Origin of the sequence: Mycolicibacterium neoaurum, assembly GCF_036946495.1 — a bacterium.
GTDB lineage: Bacteria > Actinomycetota > Actinomycetes > Mycobacteriales > Mycobacteriaceae > Mycobacterium > Mycobacterium neoaurum_B.
The window spans coordinates 557,488-576,668 of sequence record NZ_JAQIIX010000001.1; the positions used below are offsets into that span (position 1 = coordinate 557,488).

Genomic DNA, 19,181 nt, shown 5'->3' on the forward strand with positions numbered 1-19,181 from the left:
CCGCCGTCACTCCCGAGCCCATTTGGGTTGGATGAACACCCCCTCGGCCTGCACCGTCACCCCGGAGCCGTCCGAGATCGTGCCCGCGGCAAAGGTTTTGATGCCCTCGGTACGCACGATCGCCGCCTCGGCGCGCAGCGCGCCAAGCGGTGTCGGTCGCAGATATCGCACGCTGATGGTTCCGGTCAGCCGCGGACTGGTGGCCGGGCTGGCCGCCTCGCCGAGGACATGATCGAGGATCAGCGCGGCGATACCGCCGTGCACATGTCCCGGCGGCCCCTCGTAGGGGGCACCGAGGACGAAGTCGGCCGCCACCGCGCCATCGTCGCCGCGGCGAACCGTCAACGGCGGGGCAATGGGGTTGCGCAGACCGATGACGGCGTTACCCCAGGGCATCCGGTCGCCATGGGCGGTGAATCGCACGCCGAACGCCCCCTCGAGCTGGTTCGTCCGCAGGGCCGCGGTGGCCTCGTCGATGCGTGCCTTGGCGGCCGCCACCGTGTCGGCATCGGCTTCGGTGCGGATGGTCGCGTCGACGAGCTGACGAACCGATGCGGTGAGCGGCCCGAAGATGCTGCGCAGCCGCTCGACCTCCTCGGTGCTGAGGTCCTCGTGGGTGAAGTCCAACATCCCAGAACTAGAACATGTTCTAGCGACGCTGTCGAGCCACCCCGCGCCTTGTCCGTAGCGTGCCGCTATGGTCGCGACAGACCGATGGCGGCTGCACGACACGGCGGGAGGTGACGACCGGAGCCATGGCGGCACCCAGAATGCCCGATCCGGGACAGGGCCTGCCCGCGACACTCGTCGACGTGGCCGCCAATCGGCTGCGGGCCGCCATTCTCAGCGGCGCATTGACGCCGGGCCAGAAGTTGGTCGAAGAACAGCTCTGCGCCGATCTCGGGATCAGCCGAGCACCGTTGCGTGAGGCCCTGCGACTGTTGACCCAACAGGGGCTCGTCGAGCATCTTCCGCGACGCGGGTCCCGGGTCACGGTCTGGTCTCCGACCGACATCCTCCAGCTCTTCGCACTGCGCAACGTCCTGGAGCGGCACGCCATCGAACTGGCGCTGCCGCTGGCCGATCCGGCCACCGAGCTTGAACCGGTCCGCCGCGCGCTGGACGAGATGGCCTGCGCCTCCGACGAGTTGGACCGAGACGATGCACACCGCCGCTTCCACGCCGCCGTGGTCGCGCTGGCCGGAAACCGACAACTCGACATCGCGCTGGCACCGATCCTGCTCAAGCTCCAACTTCCGATGGCGATGAACCTACGCGAGGAGGCCCGGCACCATCGGGCGCGCGATGGGCTGGACCGGCACCGCGCAATCCTGACCGCACTGGAGTCCAACGACCCTGCGACGGTGATCAACGCGCTCGCAGAGCACGGTCACCTCCAGTTTCTGGAGCTGCCCGATCGCTAACACGATCGACACACGGCCGTTCCGCGATCGCCACGATTCTGTCGACAATCGACAGATATGGATTCAGATGTCTTCGGTCCGTCCATCGGGCCGTCGGTGGCAGAGATACTGGCGTCACACGAGAGCGGAAGCGGTTCGCCGACCAAGACCGCCGCCCGGGTGGCCGATGCGATCGCCGCCCGCGGTGACGACGGCACCTGGCTGTCTACCGTGCCCCGAGCCGAACTCCTGAGCGCGGCAGCGGAGATCGAGCGCCGACCAGGGGCACGCACCCTACCGCTCTACGGTGTTCCGTTCGGGGTCAAGGACAGTATCGATGTCGCCGGTTTCCCGACCACCCTGTCCTGTCCCGACTTCGGCTACCTGGCGACCGAGACCGCGCCGGCGGTACAGCGTCTTCTCGACGCCGGCGCGTTGTATGTCGGCAAGACCAACCTCGACCAGTTCGCCACCGGCCTCAACGGCACCCGCACTCCCCACACCATCCCGCGCAGCGTGTATGGCGGTCAGTTGATCTCGGGCGGTTCGAGTTCCGGCTCCGCAGTGGCCGTCGCACTCGGCCAGGTCCCCTTCGCGGTCGCCACCGACACCGCCGGGTCCGGCAGGGTTCCCGCAGCACTGAACGGCGTCATCGGTTTCAAACCGTCACGTGGCCTGATCAGCACCGTCGGATTGGTACCAGCGTGCAAGTCGCTGGACTGCGTCACCGTGATGGCCGGATGTATCGATGACGTGGACCGGGTCTTCGACGTGATGGCCCGCCGCGACGACGCCGACGCGTGGTCGCGTGACCGCGGTCCCCGGTACACAGGAGCGCCCATCACCATCGGGCTACCCGCCGTCGGCGAACTCGAGTTCTTCGGCGACGAGCAGATGGCACGCGCGCACGAGACGTTTCGTCGTCGGCTCGCCGGTCAGGTGCGGACAGTCGAGGTGTCGCTGGCACCATTCCTCGCCGCAGGCGAATTGCTCTATCAGGGTCCGTGGGTGGCCGAGAGGCTGGTGGTGTTCGGTGGTTTCCTTGCCGCCCAGCCGGACTCGATACATCCGGTGGTTCGGGACATCCTGCGCAGTGGTGAGAAATACTCCGCCGTCGACGCGTTCGCCGCGCTTCAGCGACTGCAGGAACTACGCGCCGAGGTAAGCCGGATCTGGCGCGATGTCGACGCCGTCGTGGTCCCGACGATCGGCACCACCTTCACCGTCGACGAGGTGCTGGCCCGGCCGATCGACACCAACACGACGCTCGGGCACTACACCCATTTCGGCAATCTGCTCGATCTGCTCGGGGTGGCAATCCCACTGGGTCGCACACAGGACGGCAGACCGCACAGCGCGACCGTGCTGTCGGCCGCCCTGCGTGACGACCTCGCGCTGCACATCGCCGCGCAGATCCTCGACGAGCCACGCAGCAAGCCCACCACCGGCGCAGCGGTCCCCACCGCCATCGAGGAGCGAGTATGAGCCAGCACGTTGCCATTCCAGCCACGCCCGAGCCGTTCACCGTGATGGCGGGCCGCACCGCGCTGGTCATCATCGACATGCAGCGTGACTTCCTGTTGCCCGGCGGTTTCGGCGAGAGCCTCGGCAACGATGTCGGACAACTGAGGAAGGTCGTACCCCCGCTCACGGATCTTCTGGCAGCGGCGCGCGCGGCAGGCGTCATGGTGATCCATACCCGTGAAGGGCACCGGCCGGACCTGTCGGACTGCCCGCCGGCCAAACTGCGGCGCGGCGTCCCCAGCAAGCGGATCGGCGACGAGGGCAGGTTCGGCCGCATCCTGATCCGTGGCGAGTACGGCCACGACATCATCGACGAGCTGCGCCCCGTCGACGATGAGATCGTCATCGACAAGCCGGGCAAGGGCGCGTTCTACGACACCGAACTGGCCGAGGTGCTGACCGGGGCGGGAATCACGCAGCTGTTGATCACCGGTGTCACCACCGAGGTGTGCGTGCACACCACGACCCGCGAGGCCAACGACCGTGGATTCGAATGTCTGGTCGTATCCGACTGTGTCGGTTCGTATTTCCCGGAGTTCCATCGAATCGGCCTGGAGATGATCGCCGCGCAGGGCGGGATCTTCGGCTGGGTCGCCGACAGCGCCGCCGTCCGTGCGGCCCTGCACACCCTGACCATCGACGCCGCCTGATCGGAGATTGCCATGAGTACCGAGATCACCGATCCGCCGGTCGGCCCACCGGTGCCCGAGTCCGCTGCTGCCGTGCCGTGGTGGACCCGCGGTGACACCAACGCGTTCTTCGGGCTCGGGTTCAACATCCTGGTCAACGTCCTCACCCTGACCGGGCTGATGATCGGGGTTGTCGCGGTACCCGCCGGCGATGTGCTCGGCACGGTGCTGCCCGCCCTCGGCGTCGCGCTGATCCTTGGCAATCTGTACTACACGTTCCTTGCCCGCCGGCTCGCGCGGCGTGAGAACCGCACCGACGTCACCGCACTCCCCTACGGCCCCTCGGTGCCGCACATGTTCATCGTCGTCTTCGTGGTGATGCTGCCGGTGTATCTGAACACCCAGGACCCACTGCGGGCGTGGTCCGCCGGGCTGGCGTGGGCGTTCATGATCGGCGTCATCGTGATGATCGGCGCGTTCGTCGGGCCCTACATCCGCAAGCTGACTCCCCGTGCCGCCATGCTCGGCACGCTGGCCGGGATCTCGATCACCTTCATCTCCATGCGGCCGGCCGCCCAGATGTGGGAGGCCGCCTGGATCGGCCTGCCGGTGCTGGCCATCATCCTGATCGGTTTCTTCACCGACGTGAAACTCCCATTCGGGATGCCCGTCGGTTTGGCGGCGCTTCTCGTGGGCACCGCCATCGGCTGGATCGGCGGATACATGTCGGCCCCAGATGTCGGGCAAGCCGTCTCCGTTATCGCGATCGGCATCCCCGACCTGCGCCTGGACCTGCTGTTCTCCGGACTGACCAACCTGGCTCCGCTGCTGGGCACGGCGATCCCGCTGGGTGTCTACAACTTCACCGAGGCGATGAGCAATGTCGAGAGTGCCGCGGCGGCCGGTGACAACTACAACCTGCGCAGCGTGCTGCTGGCCGACGGGGCGGGAGCTGTCATCGGTTCGGCCTTCGGCTCACCCTTCCCGCCGGCGGTCTACATCGGCCATCCGGGGTGGAAAGACGCGGGTGGTCGCGCCAGTTACTCATTGGCCAGTGGTCTGCTCATCGGTGTGCTGTGTTTCGTCGGGCTCTTCGGCATCCTGGACGCCCTGCTGCCGGTGCCTGCGATCGTGCCGATCCTGCTCTACATCGGTCTCCTGATCGGCGCCCAGGCGTTCCAGGCGGTGCCACGCCTGCACGCGATCGCGGTGGTGATCGCCTTGTTGCCCAATCTCGCCGAATGGGCCAAGGCGCAGATCGACAATGCCCTCAACGCTGCGGGGACGACAGCGTCGGAGGTCGGCATGGATGCGCTCAACGATTCCGGCGTGGTGTACGCGGGGTTGAAGACATTGGGCGAAGGCGCTGTTCTGGTCGGCCTGATCCTGGGCACCATGGTGGTCTTCATCCTGGAGAAGAAATTCCTCCTCGCCGCCGCCGCGGCGACCGTCGGCGCGGCACTGTCCTTCATCGGACTGATCCACGCTCCGGCGGTCGCCTGGGCGGCCAATCCGTCGGTGGCGCTGGGTTATCTCCTCTTCGCCGCAGTATGCCTGCTGTACAGCCTGCTGCCGGGCGCCAAGGAGCCGGCCATGATCGACGAGAGCGATATCGTCGCCGGTCATTGACCCGATGCGGCGAGGGTCACACGCCGACGCCGACGGTGGCATAGATAACCTAAGCTTTCGTAGTCACTTGTCTACGAAGTGCACTACCCTCGCATACATGGCTGCACGCACACACAGTGCGGACCCGCGCGCCGAACGGGTCCGCACCCTCCTTCACGAGGCCGCATTCGCACTGGCCCACGAACATCCGGTCGACGAGCTGACCGTTGCCACCATCGTCGGTCGCGCCGGCGTGAGCAGGCAGGTGTTCTACCAACATTTCCGCGACCGCGACGACGCGGTCGCGGCCGCCTTCGCGGTGGCATTCGAACACGCGACCGCCGATATCGGGGACGACCCCCGAGTGCGCATCACCCGGCTGTTCGATTTTGCCGGGGAGCATCGCGAGATGTACCGCAATGTCATCCCCAGCGCGGTCACCCAGCGGGTCGTCAATGCCTTCCGCGCCGAGCTGGCACCGGCCTGTGCCGAGATCGCGGCGCAGGGCATGTCAGTCATCGCGCCGATGTCCGGCCTCACCGTCGAAGCGGTGACACGCTTCCTGGTCGGCGGCTTCATGGAGGTGCTGCGATCGTGGATGGAGACGCCGGACAACCACGACGCGCGTGATCTCCGTGAGCGGGTGACCGCCGCATTCGACACCGTCAACGCCCTGCTCACGCTGCCGGGACGGATCTGATGGGCAAGCATCGCGACGCACCTGCGGTCGTCACCGCGACCCAGATCCGCAACGTCGCACTCGCGATGGGCGTGTTCACCGCCCTGGTGTTGGCCATGATCGCCAGCTACGCCGGTGCGTTCGCCAAACCGACTCTGCGCCATATGGATATCGCCGTCGTCGCGCCCAACCAGCTGATCGAGGCAATGCAGGAAAGGCCAGAACTCGCCGTCACCGCCGTCACCGACGACGGCGCCGCCCGCGATCTCGTGCTGCAGCGAAAGGCCGACGCCGCGTTGGTCGCACGCCCCACGGGAACCCTGGACATCTATGTCGCCGGCGGCGGCGGTCGCAGCGTGGCCACCGCCGCCGAGAGCGTGGGGCGCAGCGTGGCGGCCGGAGTCGGACTGACCCCGGCGGTCACCGATATCGCGCCGACCTCGGCGGGTGACCCGTCCGGCACCGTCGAGTTCTACGCGGTCATCTTCGTCTCGATCGGCGCCTCGGTGGGCGCGGCGGCATTCGGGCGACTGGTCGGCGCCGTGCACCGCCCGGCCACCCTCGCGTTGCGGACGGTCACGCTCGGCTGTTACGCGGCCCTGCTGGCCGGCGTCGTCACCGTGTACGTCGACAGCGGACTCGGGGCACTGACCGGTCATCCCTGGCAGGTTTTCGGGGCGTTGTGGCTCTACGCCATGGCGGTCGGCGGCGCGGTGACCGGGGTTGCCGCCGCCTTCGGCACGGTGGCGGCCATGACGGTCACCGCGTTCCTGGTGGTCGTCGGCAACGCCGCGGCCGCCGGCCCGGTCGGCCGACCGCTGTTGACCGGCTTCTACACTTTGTTCAACCAGATCGTGCCGCAGGGCTCGGGAGTCTCGCTGCTGCGTAGCATCGAGTACTTCGACGGCAACGGCGCGCTGACACCCTTTGCCACACTGATGATCTGGGCCACCGCCGGACTCGTGCTCGCCGCGTTGGCGACCACCGTGCGCACACCGGCCGTCGAGCGCCTGCGCCGTCGCGCCGGCTCGCGCGGCTGACCACCACTATGGTTGGTCGATGGATGCGGGTTACTACGATCTGGGCCACTACCGGCGCCCCGTCGACACCGATTCTGCACAGGCGCAGTTGTGGTTCGACCGGGGTCTGGTGTGGGCCTACGCCTTCAACCACGACGAGGCGGTGCGCTGTTTCGAACGCGCGTTGGATCACGATCGCGACCTGGCCGTCGCCCGCTGGGGCATCGCCTACGCCGTCGGCCCGAATTACAACAAGGCCTGGGATGCTTTCGATCCCGTCGAACTGGACGGGGCGCTGCGCCGAGCACGAGCCGAGTTGGCCGCCGCCTCGGCCGGACGTGCCTCGGCCGCCGAACGCGCCCTGATCGACGCTCTGTCGCTGCGGTTCCCGACCGACAACCCCTCCGATGACACCGCACTGCGCGACGCGCACGCCACCTACGCCGACGCAATGGTGTCGGTCGCCGCGCGCTTCCCCGACGATGTCGACGTGCTGGCACTGGCCGCCGACGCGCTGCTCAATGTCAGCGCGTTGGAACTCTGGGACAGCGCGACCGGTCAGCCGGCCCCCGGTTCACGGGTGGACGAGGCCACGGCGATCCTGGAGGCAGCCCTGGCCGGGGCCGCCGGGCAGGCACATCCCGGGATCTTGCACCTCTATATCCATGCGATGGAGATGTCGGCACACCCCGAGCTCGCGTTGCCCGCGGCCGACCTGCTCCGCGGCCTGGTGCCCGATGCCGGCCATCTGCAGCACATGCCCAGCCATATCGACGTGCTCTGCGGCGACTACCGGGCCTCGGTGGTGGCCAACCAGGCCGCCGTGGCCGCCGATCGGTTGTTTGTCGCCGATGCCGGGCCACTGAACTTCTATTCGCTCTACCGCGCACACGATCTGCACTTCGTGGTCTACTCGGCAATGTTCGAGGGCCGGTTCCAGATCGCGCACGGCGCCGCGCGCGAGCTCGCCGAACAGCTCACCCCCGAACTGCTGGCCATCCCTTCGCCCCCGATGGCCGACTGGCTGGAGGCCTTCGCGGCCCTGGAGGTTCACGTGCTGGTGCGGTTCGGACGGTGGTCCGACCTGATCTCGCTGCCGCTACCCGAAGACGGTGAGCTCTACTGCACCACCACCGCGACCATGCACTACGGCCGCGGGATCGCCTACGCCGCGACCGGCCAGCTATCTCAGGCATACGCCGAACGTGACGCTCTCGCAGCGGCTTACGCGCGGATTCCCGATACCCGCTACCTGTTCAACAACACAAGTCACGATATCCTCGCCATCGGAATCGCCATGCTCGACGGTGAGATCGCTTATCGGGAAGGACGATTCGACAGCGCTTTCGATCGGCTCCGCCAAGCCATCGCCCTCGACGACGCGCTGCCCTACGACGAACCGTGGGGCTGGATGCAGCCGACACGACACGCCTACGGCGCGCTTCTGCTCGAGCAGGGCCTGGTGGCCGAGGCAGCCGACGTGTACGCGGCGGATCTGGGTCTCGACAGCACTCTGCGCCGGTCGTGCCAGCACCCTGGCAACGTCTGGAGCCTGCACGGATACCACGAATGCCTGCAACGTCTGGGCCGTGATGCAGAAGCGGCAATCATCGGTCAGCAGCTGATCTTGGCCCGCGCCCGCGCCGATGTCCCCGTCCTTGCGTCGTGCGCGTGCCGCCTCGATGTCACGGCGGGGCCGGAGACGTGTTGCGAATAGGTGAATTTAGTTGGCAGTCAACGTGTCATGCAACCAACAAGGCCCCGAGCCACTATCGTGTCCGTCAGGAAAAGAACCGGGGGCCCGCGCAAGACGAGTGCGCTCCCGCCCCTACCTGTGGAGAGGACAACGATGTCCAACGAACGCCACCTGGCGCACCTCCGTTCCAAGGACGAGCCATTGGTCGCACTGGTCGGGATGATCCGGCACGCAGTGAGCGACCCGGTCCGCTCCGCCGGCGGCAGCAAAGCCGATGTCGAGGCCATCGCCGTCGCGGCCGCGTACGCGGCGTGGTGCTGGGGGGCGGCCACCGACGAATCGGCGCCCCAACCGTTGCGCTGCGGTTGACACGCGATCCCGCTGGGTAAACTCGCCCGCGTGGCGATCACCGACGCGGACCTGGAATTCCTTCGGCGGTGTGTCGGACTGGCACGCGACGCTCTGAAGGTCGGCGACGAGCCCTTCGGCTCGCTCTTGGTCGACGAAGCAGGTGACATCCTGTTCGCCGATCACAATCGCGTGAGCAACGGTGACGCCACCGAGCACCCCGAGTTCGCCATTGCCCGATGGGCCGCAGAGCACCTCGCACCCGAACAACGCGCGGGCGCCACGGTCTACACCTCAGGTGAACACTGCGCCATGTGTTCGGCCGCACATGCATGGGTGGGCCTCGGGCGCATCGTCTACGCGACATCGGCCCAACAGCTCAGTCAATGGCGCGACGAGTGGGGCGCTCCCCCGGCGCCGGTCGCGCCGCTCCCCATCACCACCGTCGCGCCCGGGCTCGTAGTCGACGGCCCCGCAACGCAACTGCGCGACGAGATGCGCGATCTCTACGAGCGGGCGTTCCGACCATGAGCGATCCCGACTGGGTACGCCACGTCATCTGGTGGCAGATCTATCCCCTCGGGTTCGTCGGCGCGTTTCCCGCAGATGCTCCGACGGCCGACGAGCACCGGCTGCTGAGGATCATCGACTGGCTCGATCACGCGCTGGAACTGGGCGCCTCCGGCCTGGCGCTGGGACCGGTGTTCAGTTCCCGGACCCACGGTTACGACACCACCGATCACTTCCGCATCGATCCACGCCTGGGCACCGATGCCGATTTCGACCGACTCATCTCCGAATGCCGTCGCCGTGGTCTCAGGGTGTTGCTCGACGGTGTGTTCAACCATGTCGGCACCGACCACCCACGCTATCGCGACGCGGTCGAGGGCGGCCCGAAGGATTGGTTCCGGCATGGCTCCGGGGGTTTCGACACCTTCGAGGGCCACGGCGAATTGATCGCGCTCAACCACGGTAATCCCGAGGTCGTGGCACACACCGTCGAGATCATGAACCACTGGCTCGATCGCGGCGCCGACGGCTGGCGCCTCGATGCCGCCTACGCGGTCGATCCGGGATTCTGGCGGCAGGTCCTACCGCAGGTTCGTCGTCGCCATCGCGACGCCTGGTTCCTCGGCGAAGTCATCCACGGCGACTACCCAGCGCAGGTGAACGCTGCCGGTTACGACTCGGTCACCCAGTACGAATTGTGGAAGGCCGTCTGGAGTGCCCTGAACGACAAGAACTTCCATGAACTCGACTGGGCTCTGCAGCGGCACAACGACTTTCTCGAGTCCTTTGTGCCGCTGACGTTCATCGGCAACCACGATGTGACCAGGATCGCCAGTCGCATCGATGATCCCCGGCATCTCGAGCATGCCCTCGTGCTGCTGCTGACCACCGGAGGCACACCGAGCGTCTATGCCGGTGACGAGTGGGCCTGGCGTGGCGTCAAGGAAGAACGCGTCGGCGGCGACGACGCGATCCGCCCCGAGTTCGCGACGCCGCCGATCCCGCCCGATGACATGACGCGCCTTTACCAGTACCTGATCGGCCTGCGTCGGCGGAACCCGTGGCTGCACAACGCCCGTACCGAATCACTGAGCCTGACCAACACCGGTTATGCCTACCGCGTCGCCGCCGACGACCGGGCATTGGTGGTGGCCCTCAACGTCGACGACGCCCCGTTGACGGCCGGGTTGCCCGGCACCGGGCGGGTGGTCGCGGGTTCCGGGGCCCCGCCTGCCGAACCGGTCGACGAACTCGTCGTGCCCCCGCACGGCTGGGTGATCGTCGACTACGGCTGATCGTTCTTGGTCCAGGTGTAGGGCTGTTCGGGCATACCGCGATCGCCGAGCATGAACGTCCGGTGCTCGCGCTCGTCGCGCCCGATGGCCGCCATCCATGTCAGCACCGTGCTGATCCGATTGTGCACACCGGTCAGGAACGCGATGTGGATGAAGCCCCATGCCATCCAGCCCAGTCGACCCGAGAGCTTCACGGGGCCGACCTGGAGCAGCGCATTGCCGCGGCTGATGTATGCCGCCGAGCCGAGATCGCGGTACCGGTATCTGCGGCGTGGTTTACCGGCCAGCTCACGACGCACGCACGAGGCGACGTGCAGGCCGCCCTGCATCGCGTTCTCGGCCACACCGGGATAGTCGCCCCCGGCCAGATCGCCGATGACGAAGACCTCCGGATGACCAGGCACCGACAGATCCGGTTGGACGTCGATTCGACCGGACCGATCGGTCTCGGCGCCCAGGACGTGCGCGGCGTGCCGGGCGAACGGCACTGCCTCCACCCCGGCGGTCCACAGGACCGTCCTTGCCTCATAATGCTGACCCGGTCCGCCGGACTTGGGCGTCACCGTCACGCCGTCGCGGCCGACATCGGTGACGTGCACGCCCATGTGCAACTCGACACCGAGCGCCTGCAGGGTGCGGGTGGCCCTATCGGTCAAGCCCGGGGCGAACGACTTCAAGACCCGGTCACCACCGTCGAAGAGCAGCACCCTGGCGTCCTCGGGTTGGATGCTGTGGAATTCGTTGGCCAGCGTCCGCGTGGCGACTTCGCGGATCTGGCCGGCGATCTCGACCCCGGTCGGCCCGCCGCCGGCGACGGCGAAGGTCAGCCAGCTGTCCCGCTCGCGACCGGCGGGCAGCGTCTCGGCGATCTCGAATGCGGTGAACAACCGCTGCCGGATGCACAGCGCGTCATCGAGTGTCTTCATCCCCGGTGCCCACTCGGCGAAACGCTCGTTACCGAAATAGGACTGCTGCATGCCAGCCGCGATCACCAGGACGTCGTAATCCAGCGTGTAGGTGGACTCATCGGGCCGCAGCGCCGTCACGGTCTTTGCATCCGGATCCAACTGCACCGCCTCGCCGAGCAGGGTGCGCACATTGGAGTATCTCGAAAGCTCCTCACGCAGCGAGTGGCTGATCTGTCCGATGCTCAGCGTTCCGGTGGCGCATTGATAGAGCAGCGGCTGGAAGATATGCCCCGCCGCACGATCGAGCAGGGTGACCGATGCGCCCGTGCGCCCGAGCCTGCGGGCGCAGAACAGGCCGCCGAATCCGCCCCCGATGATGAGCACCCTGGTGCGTCCGTTGTTCACCCATGCCAGGCTAGTCGCCAGGCCACTTCGTCAACCCGCGCGTGCAATCCGCCACAGACGGCTACGCTCACCGGTTGATGGCGATCACCAGCGAAGCAGCATCACAGCCCGGGCCCGCTTCCGACAACCACAAGCGCCGCAGGCGAAGTGCTCTGTCGCGGATGAGCATCCAGTCCAAATTGTTGATCATGCTGCTGGCGACCAGCATTCTGTCCGCCGCAGTGATCGGCTATATCGGGTATCAGTCCGGGCGTACCTCGCTGCGCGACGCAGCCTTCAACCGGCTCAACGAGATCCTCTCGTCACAGACCCGCCAGTTGGAGGCCGAGTACCGCTATCTGCGCGAATCGCTGGTGATCTACACCCGCGGCTCCACGGCACACGAAGCAGCGCGCGAGTACAAAGCGGGATTCGACGAGCTCGGCACCGCCACGACCACCCCCGCGCAGGACCGCGCGCTCGACGTCTACTACCGGGATCAGTTCGCCAAGGAAACCACCGAGGCGACGGGGCAGGACATCGATATCAGCGGCCTACTTCCCACCTCTCCGGCACAGAAGTACCTACAGGCCTACTACACCGCGCCCTTCGACGACTGGGATGCCGCCCTGCGGAACGACGATGCCGGTGACGGCAGCCGATGGTCGGCGGCCAACGCCCGCTTCAACGACTTCTTCCGCCAGATCGTGCATCGGTTCCGATTCGAAGATGCGCTGTTATTGGATACTCAAGGCAACGTCATCTACACGGCCTACAAGGGACCCGATCTCGGGACGAACATTCTGACCGGGCCCTATCGGGACGGCAAGCTCACGGCGGCATACCGGTCCGCGTTGGAGTCCAACGTCGTCGACTATGTCGGTGTCACGGACTTCGCCTACTACCAGCCGACCGCCGAGCCCACGGCATGGTTCATGTCGCCGATCGGTTCCGGCGGGCAGATCGACGGGGTGCTGGCATTGCAGTTTCCCACCATCGGCGTCAACCGGGTCATGACGATGGACCGAGATTGGGAACAGGCCGGTATGGGTAGCACCGGTGAGACCTTCCTCATCGGACCCGACGGGACGATGCGGTCCAACTCGCGGCTCTTCGAAGAGGACCGTGACGCGTTCCGCACTCGGGTGGTAGATGCCGGTACGCCTCCGGATGTCGCCGATCAGTCGCTGCGCAACAACACCAATGTCCTCATCCAGCCAGTGGCGGACGAGGCCACTCGACGGGCCCAACGCGGACAGACCGGAACCATCGTCGAAATCGATTACCTAGGTAATGAATCGCTGCAGGCGTACGGACCGGTGGACCTACCGGGCCTGGACTGGGTGATGGTCGCCAACATCGACACCTCCGAGGCGTTCGCCCCGGTTGCCACCTTCACGCGGACACTGGTGCTGTCGACAGCGGCCATCGTTTTCATCGTGTCGATCGCCTCGATGCTGTTGGCGCGGCTGTTCACCAGACCCATCCGGCGCTTGGAGTCGGGAGCCCGCCAGATCAGTTCCGGTGACTACGGCGTCACCGTACCTGTGCAGTCCAAGGACGAGTTCGGTGACCTGACGGTCGCCTTCAACGCAATGAGCCGCAATCTGGCGATCAAGGAAGATCTGCTCAACGAGCAACGCAGGGAGAACGACCGCTTGTTGTTGTCGCTGATGCCAGAGCCGGTCGCCGCGCGCTACCGCGACGGGGAGGAGACCATCGCTCAGGACCATCAGGACGTCACGGTGATCTTCGCCGGCATCACCGGTCTGGACGAGCTCTCCGCCGAGCTAAGCGCCGACGAAGGACTTTCGTTGGTCAACCATCTGATCCGCCAGTTCGACGCGGCAGCAGAGGATCTCGGCGTCGAGAAGGTACGCACCCTGCACGATGGTTACCTGGCGAGCTGCGGTTTGACCACACCCAGGTTGGACAATGTGCGCCGCACCGTGGACTTCGCGGTCGAGATGCAGCGCATCGTCGACCGCTTCAACGCCGAGACCGGCCACAGCTTGACCCTGCGCGCCGGTATCGACACGGGCACGGTCACCAGTGGCCTGATCGGCAAGTCCAGCCTGGCCTACGACATGTGGGGCGCCACCGTGGATCTCGCGAACAGTATGCAGAGTGGCTCGTCGCAGCCCGGGATCTACGTCACGGCGCGCGTGCACGACGTGATGGACGGCAGCCGCACTTTCACCACTGTCGAAGACGGTGGCGTCGGCGAACCGGTATGGCGCTTGACCGAGCAGCGCTCGTGAACGGACTGTTCGACGCCCCGTGGTTCTTGTGGGCCGTCGGGGTGTCTGTCGGCCTGCCGGTCACCCTGGTGATACTCACCGAGTTACGTAACGCGCTGGCCCGGCGTGGCAGCGCGCTCACCCCCGCGGTCGGCCTGGTTCGCAACTATGTGGTGCCGATCGGGGCACTGTTGCTCTTGCTCACCGAGGCCACCGAGATATCGGCCGAAGCCACAGGTGTGCGCATCATCGCGACCGTTTTCGGTTTTGTGGTCCTGATCCTGCTGTTATCGGGGTTCAATGCCGCGTTGTTCCAGGACGCCCCCGACGGCTCATGGCGCCAGCGCATTCCGTCGATCTTCCTCGACGTGGCACGCCTCGCGCTGATCGCGGTGGGTCTGGCCATGATCCTGTCCTTCGTGTGGGGCGCCAATGTCGGCGGCTTGTTCACAGCGCTGGGCGTCACGTCGATCGTTCTCGGCCTGGCCCTGCAGAATTCGGTCGGCCAGATCGTCTCCGGCCTGCTCCTGCTGTTCGAACAACCCTTCAAACTGGGCGACTGGCTCGACACGCCGTCGGCACGGGGTCGCATCGTCGAGGTCAATTGGCGGGCCACCCACGTCGACACCGGTGGTGGCGGGCTGCAGATCATGCCCAACTCGGTGCTGGCCGCCGCATCGTTCACCAACCTGAGCCGACCTGCAGGCCAGCACAGCATCTCGGTCATCAGTGTGTTCAGCACCGAGGACGCGCCCGACGAAGTCTGCGCGATGCTCACCGAAGTGGCCGCGACGCTGCCGCAGTTGCGTAGCGGAGCCAGTCCGAAAGCCGTGCCGATCGGTGGACTGGAGTACCGCACGTCGATCCCGGTCCGCAGCCCCGCCGACGACGGCGCGGCCAAGGCGACGTTCCTGCGCTGGGTCTGGTACGCCTCCCGGCGCGCGGGGTTGCATCTCGACGAGCGCACCGACGAGTTCAGCACCGCCGCGCGCGTCGGTGAGGCACTACAGGCAGTGGCGGTCACCCTGCGTCTGCATCACAGTGAGCTGGACGGGATCGTCGAGCACGCCCGGGTGACACGCTATGGTGCCGATGAACTGGTGCAGTCCCGCGGGCAAGTCCCCCACCAGATGGCGTTCATCCTCGAGGGCCGGGTGCAGTTGCACGCGCCACGCGCGGATGGAGTCGTCGTTGCGGTCGCCACCCTGGAACAGGGTGACTTCCTCGGCCAGACGACGCTCACCCGAGAACCTGTCCGCGCCGACGCCCGCGCTCTCGAAGAGGTAGCCGTCCTACAAATCGGACGCAGCCACGTCGAGGATCTGGTGATGCGAAATCCCCTGTTGCTGCAGGAGATCGGGCGCATCATCGAGGATCGACGGATAAGTATGCGCGACGCATTGTCAGCCGCCGACTGAATCTGCCCGGGACCAGCCTCGCGCAGTGCGACGTGTCTGGTCTCGACGTCGAGTCGTAATCGTTGCCCAACCGCGATACACCACGCCGCGCTGGTACGCGTGTGACGCAAGTGGCGCGTGTTGAACTACCCATCGAAGAAAGCAACGGCGATTGCTTGGACACGAAAGGTGGGTTTGTTGCCGTTATGAAGACCATCAGGAAAATCCGTGGCGGATGGCTACGCAGACTGGCGGTGGTTGCCGCGTCGATGCTGGCGCTGCCCGGGCTGATCGGTTTCGCCGGGGGTTCGGCGACTGCTGGTGCGTTCTCTCGGCCCGGACTGCCCGTCGAGTACCTCGACGTGTTCTCCCAGTCGATGAACCGCAACATCCGGGTGCAGTTCCAGGGCGGCGGACCGCACGCGGTCTATCTGCTCGACGGTCTGCGCGCCCAGGATGACTACAACGGCTGGGATATCAACACCCCGGCGTTCGAGTGGTACTACCAGTCCGGTCTGTCCACCATCATGCCGGTCGGCGGCCAGTCCAGCTTCTACGCGGACTGGTACCAGCCCTCGAAGGGCAACGGGCAGAACTACACCTACAAGTGGGAGACCTTCCTGACCCAGGAGCTGCCCACCTACCTGGAGACCGTCAAGGGCGTGTCACGCACCGGCAACGCCGTGGTCGGCCTGTCGATGGCCGGTAGCGCATCGCTGAACTACGCGATCCACCACCCGCAGCAGTTCATCTATGCCGCATCGCTTTCCGGCTTCCTCAACCCGTCCGAGGGTTGGTGGCCGATGCTGATCGGCCTGGCCATGAACGATGCCGGCGGCTTCAATGCCGAGAGCATGTGGGGCCCGTCCTCGGATCCGGCGTGGAAGCGCAACGACCCGATGGTCAACATCAACCAGTTGGTCGCCAACAACACGCGCATCTGGATCTACTGCGGCACCGGCACCCCGTCGGACCTCGACGTCGGCGCCAACACCGGCAACCTGATGGCCGCGCAGTTCCTGGAGGGCTTCACCCTGCGGACCAATGTCAGCTTCCGGGACAAGTACGTCGCCGCCGGCGGGACCAACGGTGTATTCAACTTCCCGTCACAGGGCACCCACAGCTGGGGCTACTGGGGCCAGCAGCTTCAGATGATGAAGCCTGATATCCAGCGTGTGCTGGGAGCCCAGGCCGTCGCATGATGACGGACTGACCCGACACACCCAAGACCCAGGGAGCCTGCCGTACCCCCCGAACGGCAGGCTCCCTGCTTTGTATCTGTTCGTCGAGAGTGACGTTTCTGCGCTTTCCAAGTCCTGGATTGCGCAGAAACGTCACTCTCACGGTTGTGTGCCGGCGAAAAATCGGTTGCTTTCGCCACCGGGTAACGCGTTGAGTGGTACCCATGAGACACCAGCAGCATCAGGGCGGCAGCTGGGACAGCTTGCGCGCCAACGCAATAAGCTCAATGTGGGGCAGGGCTCCGAACGCTCCCGGAATCGCATACAGCACTGCCATGCTCCGGGTACGTCGGAACGAAAGCGCTGTTCGCGTGACCGAGTTGAGGGCCTCGTTGCTGTCGTCGACCGAGGGACTCTCCTAGAGGACACAATTGCGCCGACCGATTCAGTCGATGAGTGACCGCACCTTCATCTCAGGTTGCTGTAGTACAGCCGCATCGGAGGGCGAGCTCAGCGGCCTCAGCGCGCCTCTTCCGTCGGGCACTGCTCCTGAGATGGGTCCGCGCCCGGGGTCACCTCACCATCGGCGAGCGGATCTATCGGTTCACTGATCGAGAGTTCTCCGGTCGCCGGGTGAATCTCCCAGTCCGCCGGCGTGATCGTACGTACCGCAACCAATCCGGCCATGGTTGCCGACACGTCATGGCGGCGGTGCGACGCAGGCAGGTCGGGTGCAGTGACATGCAAAAGCCGCGGTGTAGTGGCCAGGTCGTACCGGAAGGCCCGCAACATCGCCACACACGCTGCCACCATCACCAAGGAAAACGGTGCCGCGGTGGCGATCGACGCCGTCTGTAGAGCGGTGAGAGATCCCGCTCCACCGACCAACAACAGAACCGCCGCCGCCACGCCTTCAAGCACCGACCAGTAGACCCGGGTGGCCTTCGGCGGATCCAAGTCTCCACCCGAGCACAGGATGTCGATGACAAGCGAACCCGAGTCCGACGACGTGATGAAGAAGAACATGATCACGAGCACCGCAGCCACACCGGTGATGGTGGGCCAGGGCAGCGTCGACAACAATTGGAACAGCGAGGTATTCGAGTCGACGGCGCCGTCGACCACCATGTCGCCATCCGTGCGCTGCCGCAGAATCGCCGAGTCGCCGAAGATGGTGAACCACAAGGAACCGATCACCGTCGGCACCAGCAGCACCGTGGTGACGAATTCGCGGATGGTGCGACCGCGGGAGATACGTGCGATGAACATGCCGACGAACGGCGCCCAGCTGATCCACCAGCCCCAGTAGAAGATGGTCCACGATCCCAGCCAGCTGCCGTCGCTGAATGGTCCGGTGCGCAGGGAAAGCTGTGGCAGCGCCTGGGCGTACCCGCCGAGGTTCTGCACCCATGCCTGTAACAAGAAGAGCGTCGGCCCCAGGGCGATGACGAACAGGGCCAACGCCGCCGCCAGTGCCATGTTGATGTTGGACAGCCACTGCATACCCTTGGCGACGCCGCTGACCACAGAGAATGTGGCCATCGCCGTGATCACCGCGATGAGCACCAGCGTCCAGGTGTTGTCCAGTTCGATCCAACCCAGATACTGCAGTCCGGCACCGATCTGGGTGATCCCGAACCCCAGCGATGTGGCCACGCCGAACAGGGTGCCCACGACGGCCACCACGTCGACCGCATGGCCGATAGGTCCCTCGACGCGATTCTTGCCGATGAGCGGCTCCAGCAGCCACCGCACCGAGAGCGGGCGCTGGCGACGGTAGGTCATGTAGGCCATGCCAAGGCCGACAACGACATAGATCGCCCAGGCGTGCAGACCCCAGTGGAACAGCGTCAGCGACAGCGCCTGATTCGCTGCGGGCGCGGTGGCACCGTCGACACCCAGCGATGCGGGTGGATCGACGTAATGGGTCAGCGGCTCAGCGACGCCGTAGAAGACCAGGCCGATACCCATGCCCGCGCTGAACAGCATCGCCAGCCACGCGATGAACGTGAACTCGGGTTCCTCGTCGTCGGCCCCGAGCCTGATCGTGCCGATCCGCGACGCCCCGCAGTAGATGGCAAACAGCACGAAGCCCGTGGTGACCAAGATGTACCACCACCCGACCCCGGACGTGATGGCTTTGTTGAGTTCGGCGAAGGCACCTTCGGCGGTGGCCGAGAAAACCACCGAGAAGACGATCAGACCGATGATGAGTACCGAGGAGGGGATGAACACCTGTGGTTTCAGGGCGCGGAACGCCTCAGACATCACAGACAGCGAACCCTTGGGCATCGACCAACCTCGTCATCGTCTTCACTCAACTCACGTGCGCCAGTCGAATCTGGCCATGGGCGGACTCG

General features: G+C 66.0%; 16 protein-coding genes. 13 read left to right on the plus strand and 3 right to left on the minus strand.

Annotation, left to right across the window (positions count from 1 at the left end):
• Positions 1-6: 6 nt before the first annotated feature.
• Positions 7-630, minus strand: a complete 624-nt coding sequence (locus PGN27_RS02545; RefSeq protein ID WP_335324680.1) for a PaaI family thioesterase — start codon at positions 628-630, stop codon at positions 7-9.
• Positions 631-755: 125 nt separating this feature from the next.
• Here PGN27_RS02545 and PGN27_RS02550 point away from each other — a divergent pair, with 125 nt between their 5' ends.
• The 10 genes from PGN27_RS02550 (at position 756) to PGN27_RS02595 (ending at position 10,711) form a co-directional block, all read left to right on the plus strand.
• On the plus strand, positions 756-1,424 hold the full coding sequence (locus PGN27_RS02550; protein WP_335324681.1) for a GntR family transcriptional regulator: 669 nt from the start codon (positions 756-758) through the stop codon (positions 1,422-1,424).
• A 57-nt stretch (positions 1,425-1,481) separates the two neighbouring features.
• On the plus strand, positions 1,482-2,888 hold the full coding sequence (locus PGN27_RS02555; protein ID WP_335324682.1) for an allophanate hydrolase: 1,407 nt from the start codon (positions 1,482-1,484) through the stop codon (positions 2,886-2,888).
• A complete protein-coding gene (locus PGN27_RS02560) occupies positions 2,885-3,577 on the plus strand; it encodes a cysteine hydrolase family protein (RefSeq protein WP_335324683.1) in 693 nt (230 codons plus the stop codon). Before PGN27_RS02555 ends, PGN27_RS02560 begins: the two co-directional genes overlap by 4 nt.
• Positions 3,578-3,589: 12 nt before the next feature.
• On the plus strand, positions 3,590-5,185 hold the full coding sequence (locus PGN27_RS02565; RefSeq protein WP_335324684.1) for a regulator: 1,596 nt from the start codon (positions 3,590-3,592) through the stop codon (positions 5,183-5,185).
• Positions 5,186-5,282: 97 nt separating this feature from the next.
• Complete coding sequence (locus PGN27_RS02570) at positions 5,283-5,864, plus strand: TetR/AcrR family transcriptional regulator (protein ID WP_335324685.1); 582 nt, start codon at positions 5,283-5,285, stop codon at positions 5,862-5,864.
• A complete protein-coding gene (locus tag PGN27_RS02575) occupies positions 5,864-6,883 on the plus strand; it encodes a hypothetical protein (RefSeq protein WP_335324686.1) in 1,020 nt (339 codons plus the stop codon). Before PGN27_RS02570 ends, PGN27_RS02575 begins: the two co-directional genes overlap by 1 nt.
• A gap of 19 nt (positions 6,884-6,902) precedes the next feature.
• Positions 6,903-8,579, plus strand: a complete 1,677-nt coding sequence (locus PGN27_RS02580; RefSeq protein ID WP_335324687.1) for a tetratricopeptide repeat protein — start codon at positions 6,903-6,905, stop codon at positions 8,577-8,579.
• A 132-nt stretch (positions 8,580-8,711) separates the two neighbouring features.
• Positions 8,712-8,927, plus strand: a complete 216-nt coding sequence (locus PGN27_RS02585) for a hypothetical protein (RefSeq protein ID WP_019510027.1) — start codon at positions 8,712-8,714, stop codon at positions 8,925-8,927.
• Positions 8,928-8,957: 30 nt separating this feature from the next.
• Positions 8,958-9,437, plus strand: coding sequence for a nucleoside deaminase (locus PGN27_RS02590; protein WP_335324688.1), 480 nt, complete (start codon positions 8,958-8,960; stop codon positions 9,435-9,437).
• Positions 9,434-10,711 carry an alpha-amylase family glycosyl hydrolase gene (locus PGN27_RS02595; protein WP_335324689.1) on the plus strand — a complete coding sequence of 426 codons (1,278 nt, stop codon included), beginning with the start codon at positions 9,434-9,436 and terminating at the stop codon, positions 10,709-10,711. Before PGN27_RS02590 ends, PGN27_RS02595 begins: the two co-directional genes overlap by 4 nt.
• On the opposite strand, the gene PGN27_RS02600 is transcribed toward PGN27_RS02595, so the two are convergent.
• Positions 10,702-12,024 carry an NAD(P)/FAD-dependent oxidoreductase gene (locus PGN27_RS02600; RefSeq protein ID WP_335324690.1) on the minus strand — a complete coding sequence of 441 codons (1,323 nt, stop codon included), beginning with the start codon at positions 12,022-12,024 and terminating at the stop codon, positions 10,702-10,704. The genes PGN27_RS02595 and PGN27_RS02600 overlap by 10 nt on opposite strands.
• Positions 12,025-12,101: 77 nt before the next feature.
• Here PGN27_RS02600 and PGN27_RS02605 point away from each other — a divergent pair, with 77 nt between their 5' ends.
• From PGN27_RS02605 to PGN27_RS02615, 3 genes are all read left to right on the plus strand, one after another.
• Positions 12,102-14,264 (plus strand): adenylate/guanylate cyclase domain-containing protein, encoded by a 2,163-nt coding sequence (locus tag PGN27_RS02605; RefSeq protein WP_418888517.1) that lies wholly within the window; start codon positions 12,102-12,104, stop codon positions 14,262-14,264.
• Positions 14,261-15,661: a mechanosensitive ion channel domain-containing protein gene (locus tag PGN27_RS02610; protein ID WP_335324692.1), complete on the plus strand. Its 1,401-nt coding sequence runs from the start codon at positions 14,261-14,263 to the stop codon at positions 15,659-15,661. The genes PGN27_RS02605 and PGN27_RS02610 overlap by 4 nt, the downstream gene beginning before the upstream one ends.
• A gap of 185 nt (positions 15,662-15,846) precedes the next feature.
• Positions 15,847-16,842 carry an esterase family protein gene (locus tag PGN27_RS02615; RefSeq protein ID WP_036462141.1) on the plus strand — a complete coding sequence of 332 codons (996 nt, stop codon included), beginning with the start codon at positions 15,847-15,849 and terminating at the stop codon, positions 16,840-16,842.
• Positions 16,843-17,340: 498 nt separating this feature from the next.
• On the opposite strand, the gene PGN27_RS02620 is transcribed toward PGN27_RS02615, so the two are convergent.
• A complete protein-coding gene (locus PGN27_RS02620) occupies positions 17,341-19,113 on the minus strand; it encodes a BCCT family transporter (RefSeq protein WP_335324693.1) in 1,773 nt (590 codons plus the stop codon).
• Between the last annotated feature and the right edge of the window lie 68 nt (positions 19,114-19,181).

What these genes read in the sequence shown, in the direction of transcription:
- PGN27_RS02545 (WP_335324680.1), bottom strand. Translation starts at nt 630, where the DNA reads ATGTTGGACTTCACCCACGAGGACCTCAGCACCGAGGAGGTCGAGCGG.
- PGN27_RS02550 (WP_335324681.1), top strand. Translation starts at nt 756, where the DNA reads ATGGCGGCACCCAGAATGCCCGATCCGGGACAGGGCCTGCCCGCGACA.
- PGN27_RS02555 (WP_335324682.1), top strand. Translation starts at nt 1,482, where the DNA reads ATGGATTCAGATGTCTTCGGTCCGTCCATCGGGCCGTCGGTGGCAGAG.
- PGN27_RS02560 (WP_335324683.1), top strand. Translation starts at nt 2,885, where the DNA reads ATGAGCCAGCACGTTGCCATTCCAGCCACGCCCGAGCCGTTCACCGTG.
- PGN27_RS02565 (WP_335324684.1), top strand. Translation starts at nt 3,590, where the DNA reads ATGAGTACCGAGATCACCGATCCGCCGGTCGGCCCACCGGTGCCCGAG.
- PGN27_RS02570 (WP_335324685.1), top strand. Translation starts at nt 5,283, where the DNA reads ATGGCTGCACGCACACACAGTGCGGACCCGCGCGCCGAACGGGTCCGC.
- PGN27_RS02575 (WP_335324686.1), top strand. Translation starts at nt 5,864, where the DNA reads ATGGGCAAGCATCGCGACGCACCTGCGGTCGTCACCGCGACCCAGATC.
- PGN27_RS02580 (WP_335324687.1), top strand. Translation starts at nt 6,903, where the DNA reads ATGGATGCGGGTTACTACGATCTGGGCCACTACCGGCGCCCCGTCGAC.
- PGN27_RS02585 (WP_019510027.1), top strand. Translation starts at nt 8,712, where the DNA reads ATGTCCAACGAACGCCACCTGGCGCACCTCCGTTCCAAGGACGAGCCA.
- PGN27_RS02595 (WP_335324689.1), top strand. Translation starts at nt 9,434, where the DNA reads ATGAGCGATCCCGACTGGGTACGCCACGTCATCTGGTGGCAGATCTAT.
- PGN27_RS02605 (WP_418888517.1), top strand. Translation starts at nt 12,102, where the DNA reads ATGGCGATCACCAGCGAAGCAGCATCACAGCCCGGGCCCGCTTCCGAC.
- PGN27_RS02615 (WP_036462141.1), top strand. Translation starts at nt 15,847, where the DNA reads ATGAAGACCATCAGGAAAATCCGTGGCGGATGGCTACGCAGACTGGCG.
- PGN27_RS02620 (WP_335324693.1), bottom strand. Translation starts at nt 19,113, where the DNA reads ATGCCCAAGGGTTCGCTGTCTGTGATGTCTGAGGCGTTCCGCGCCCTG.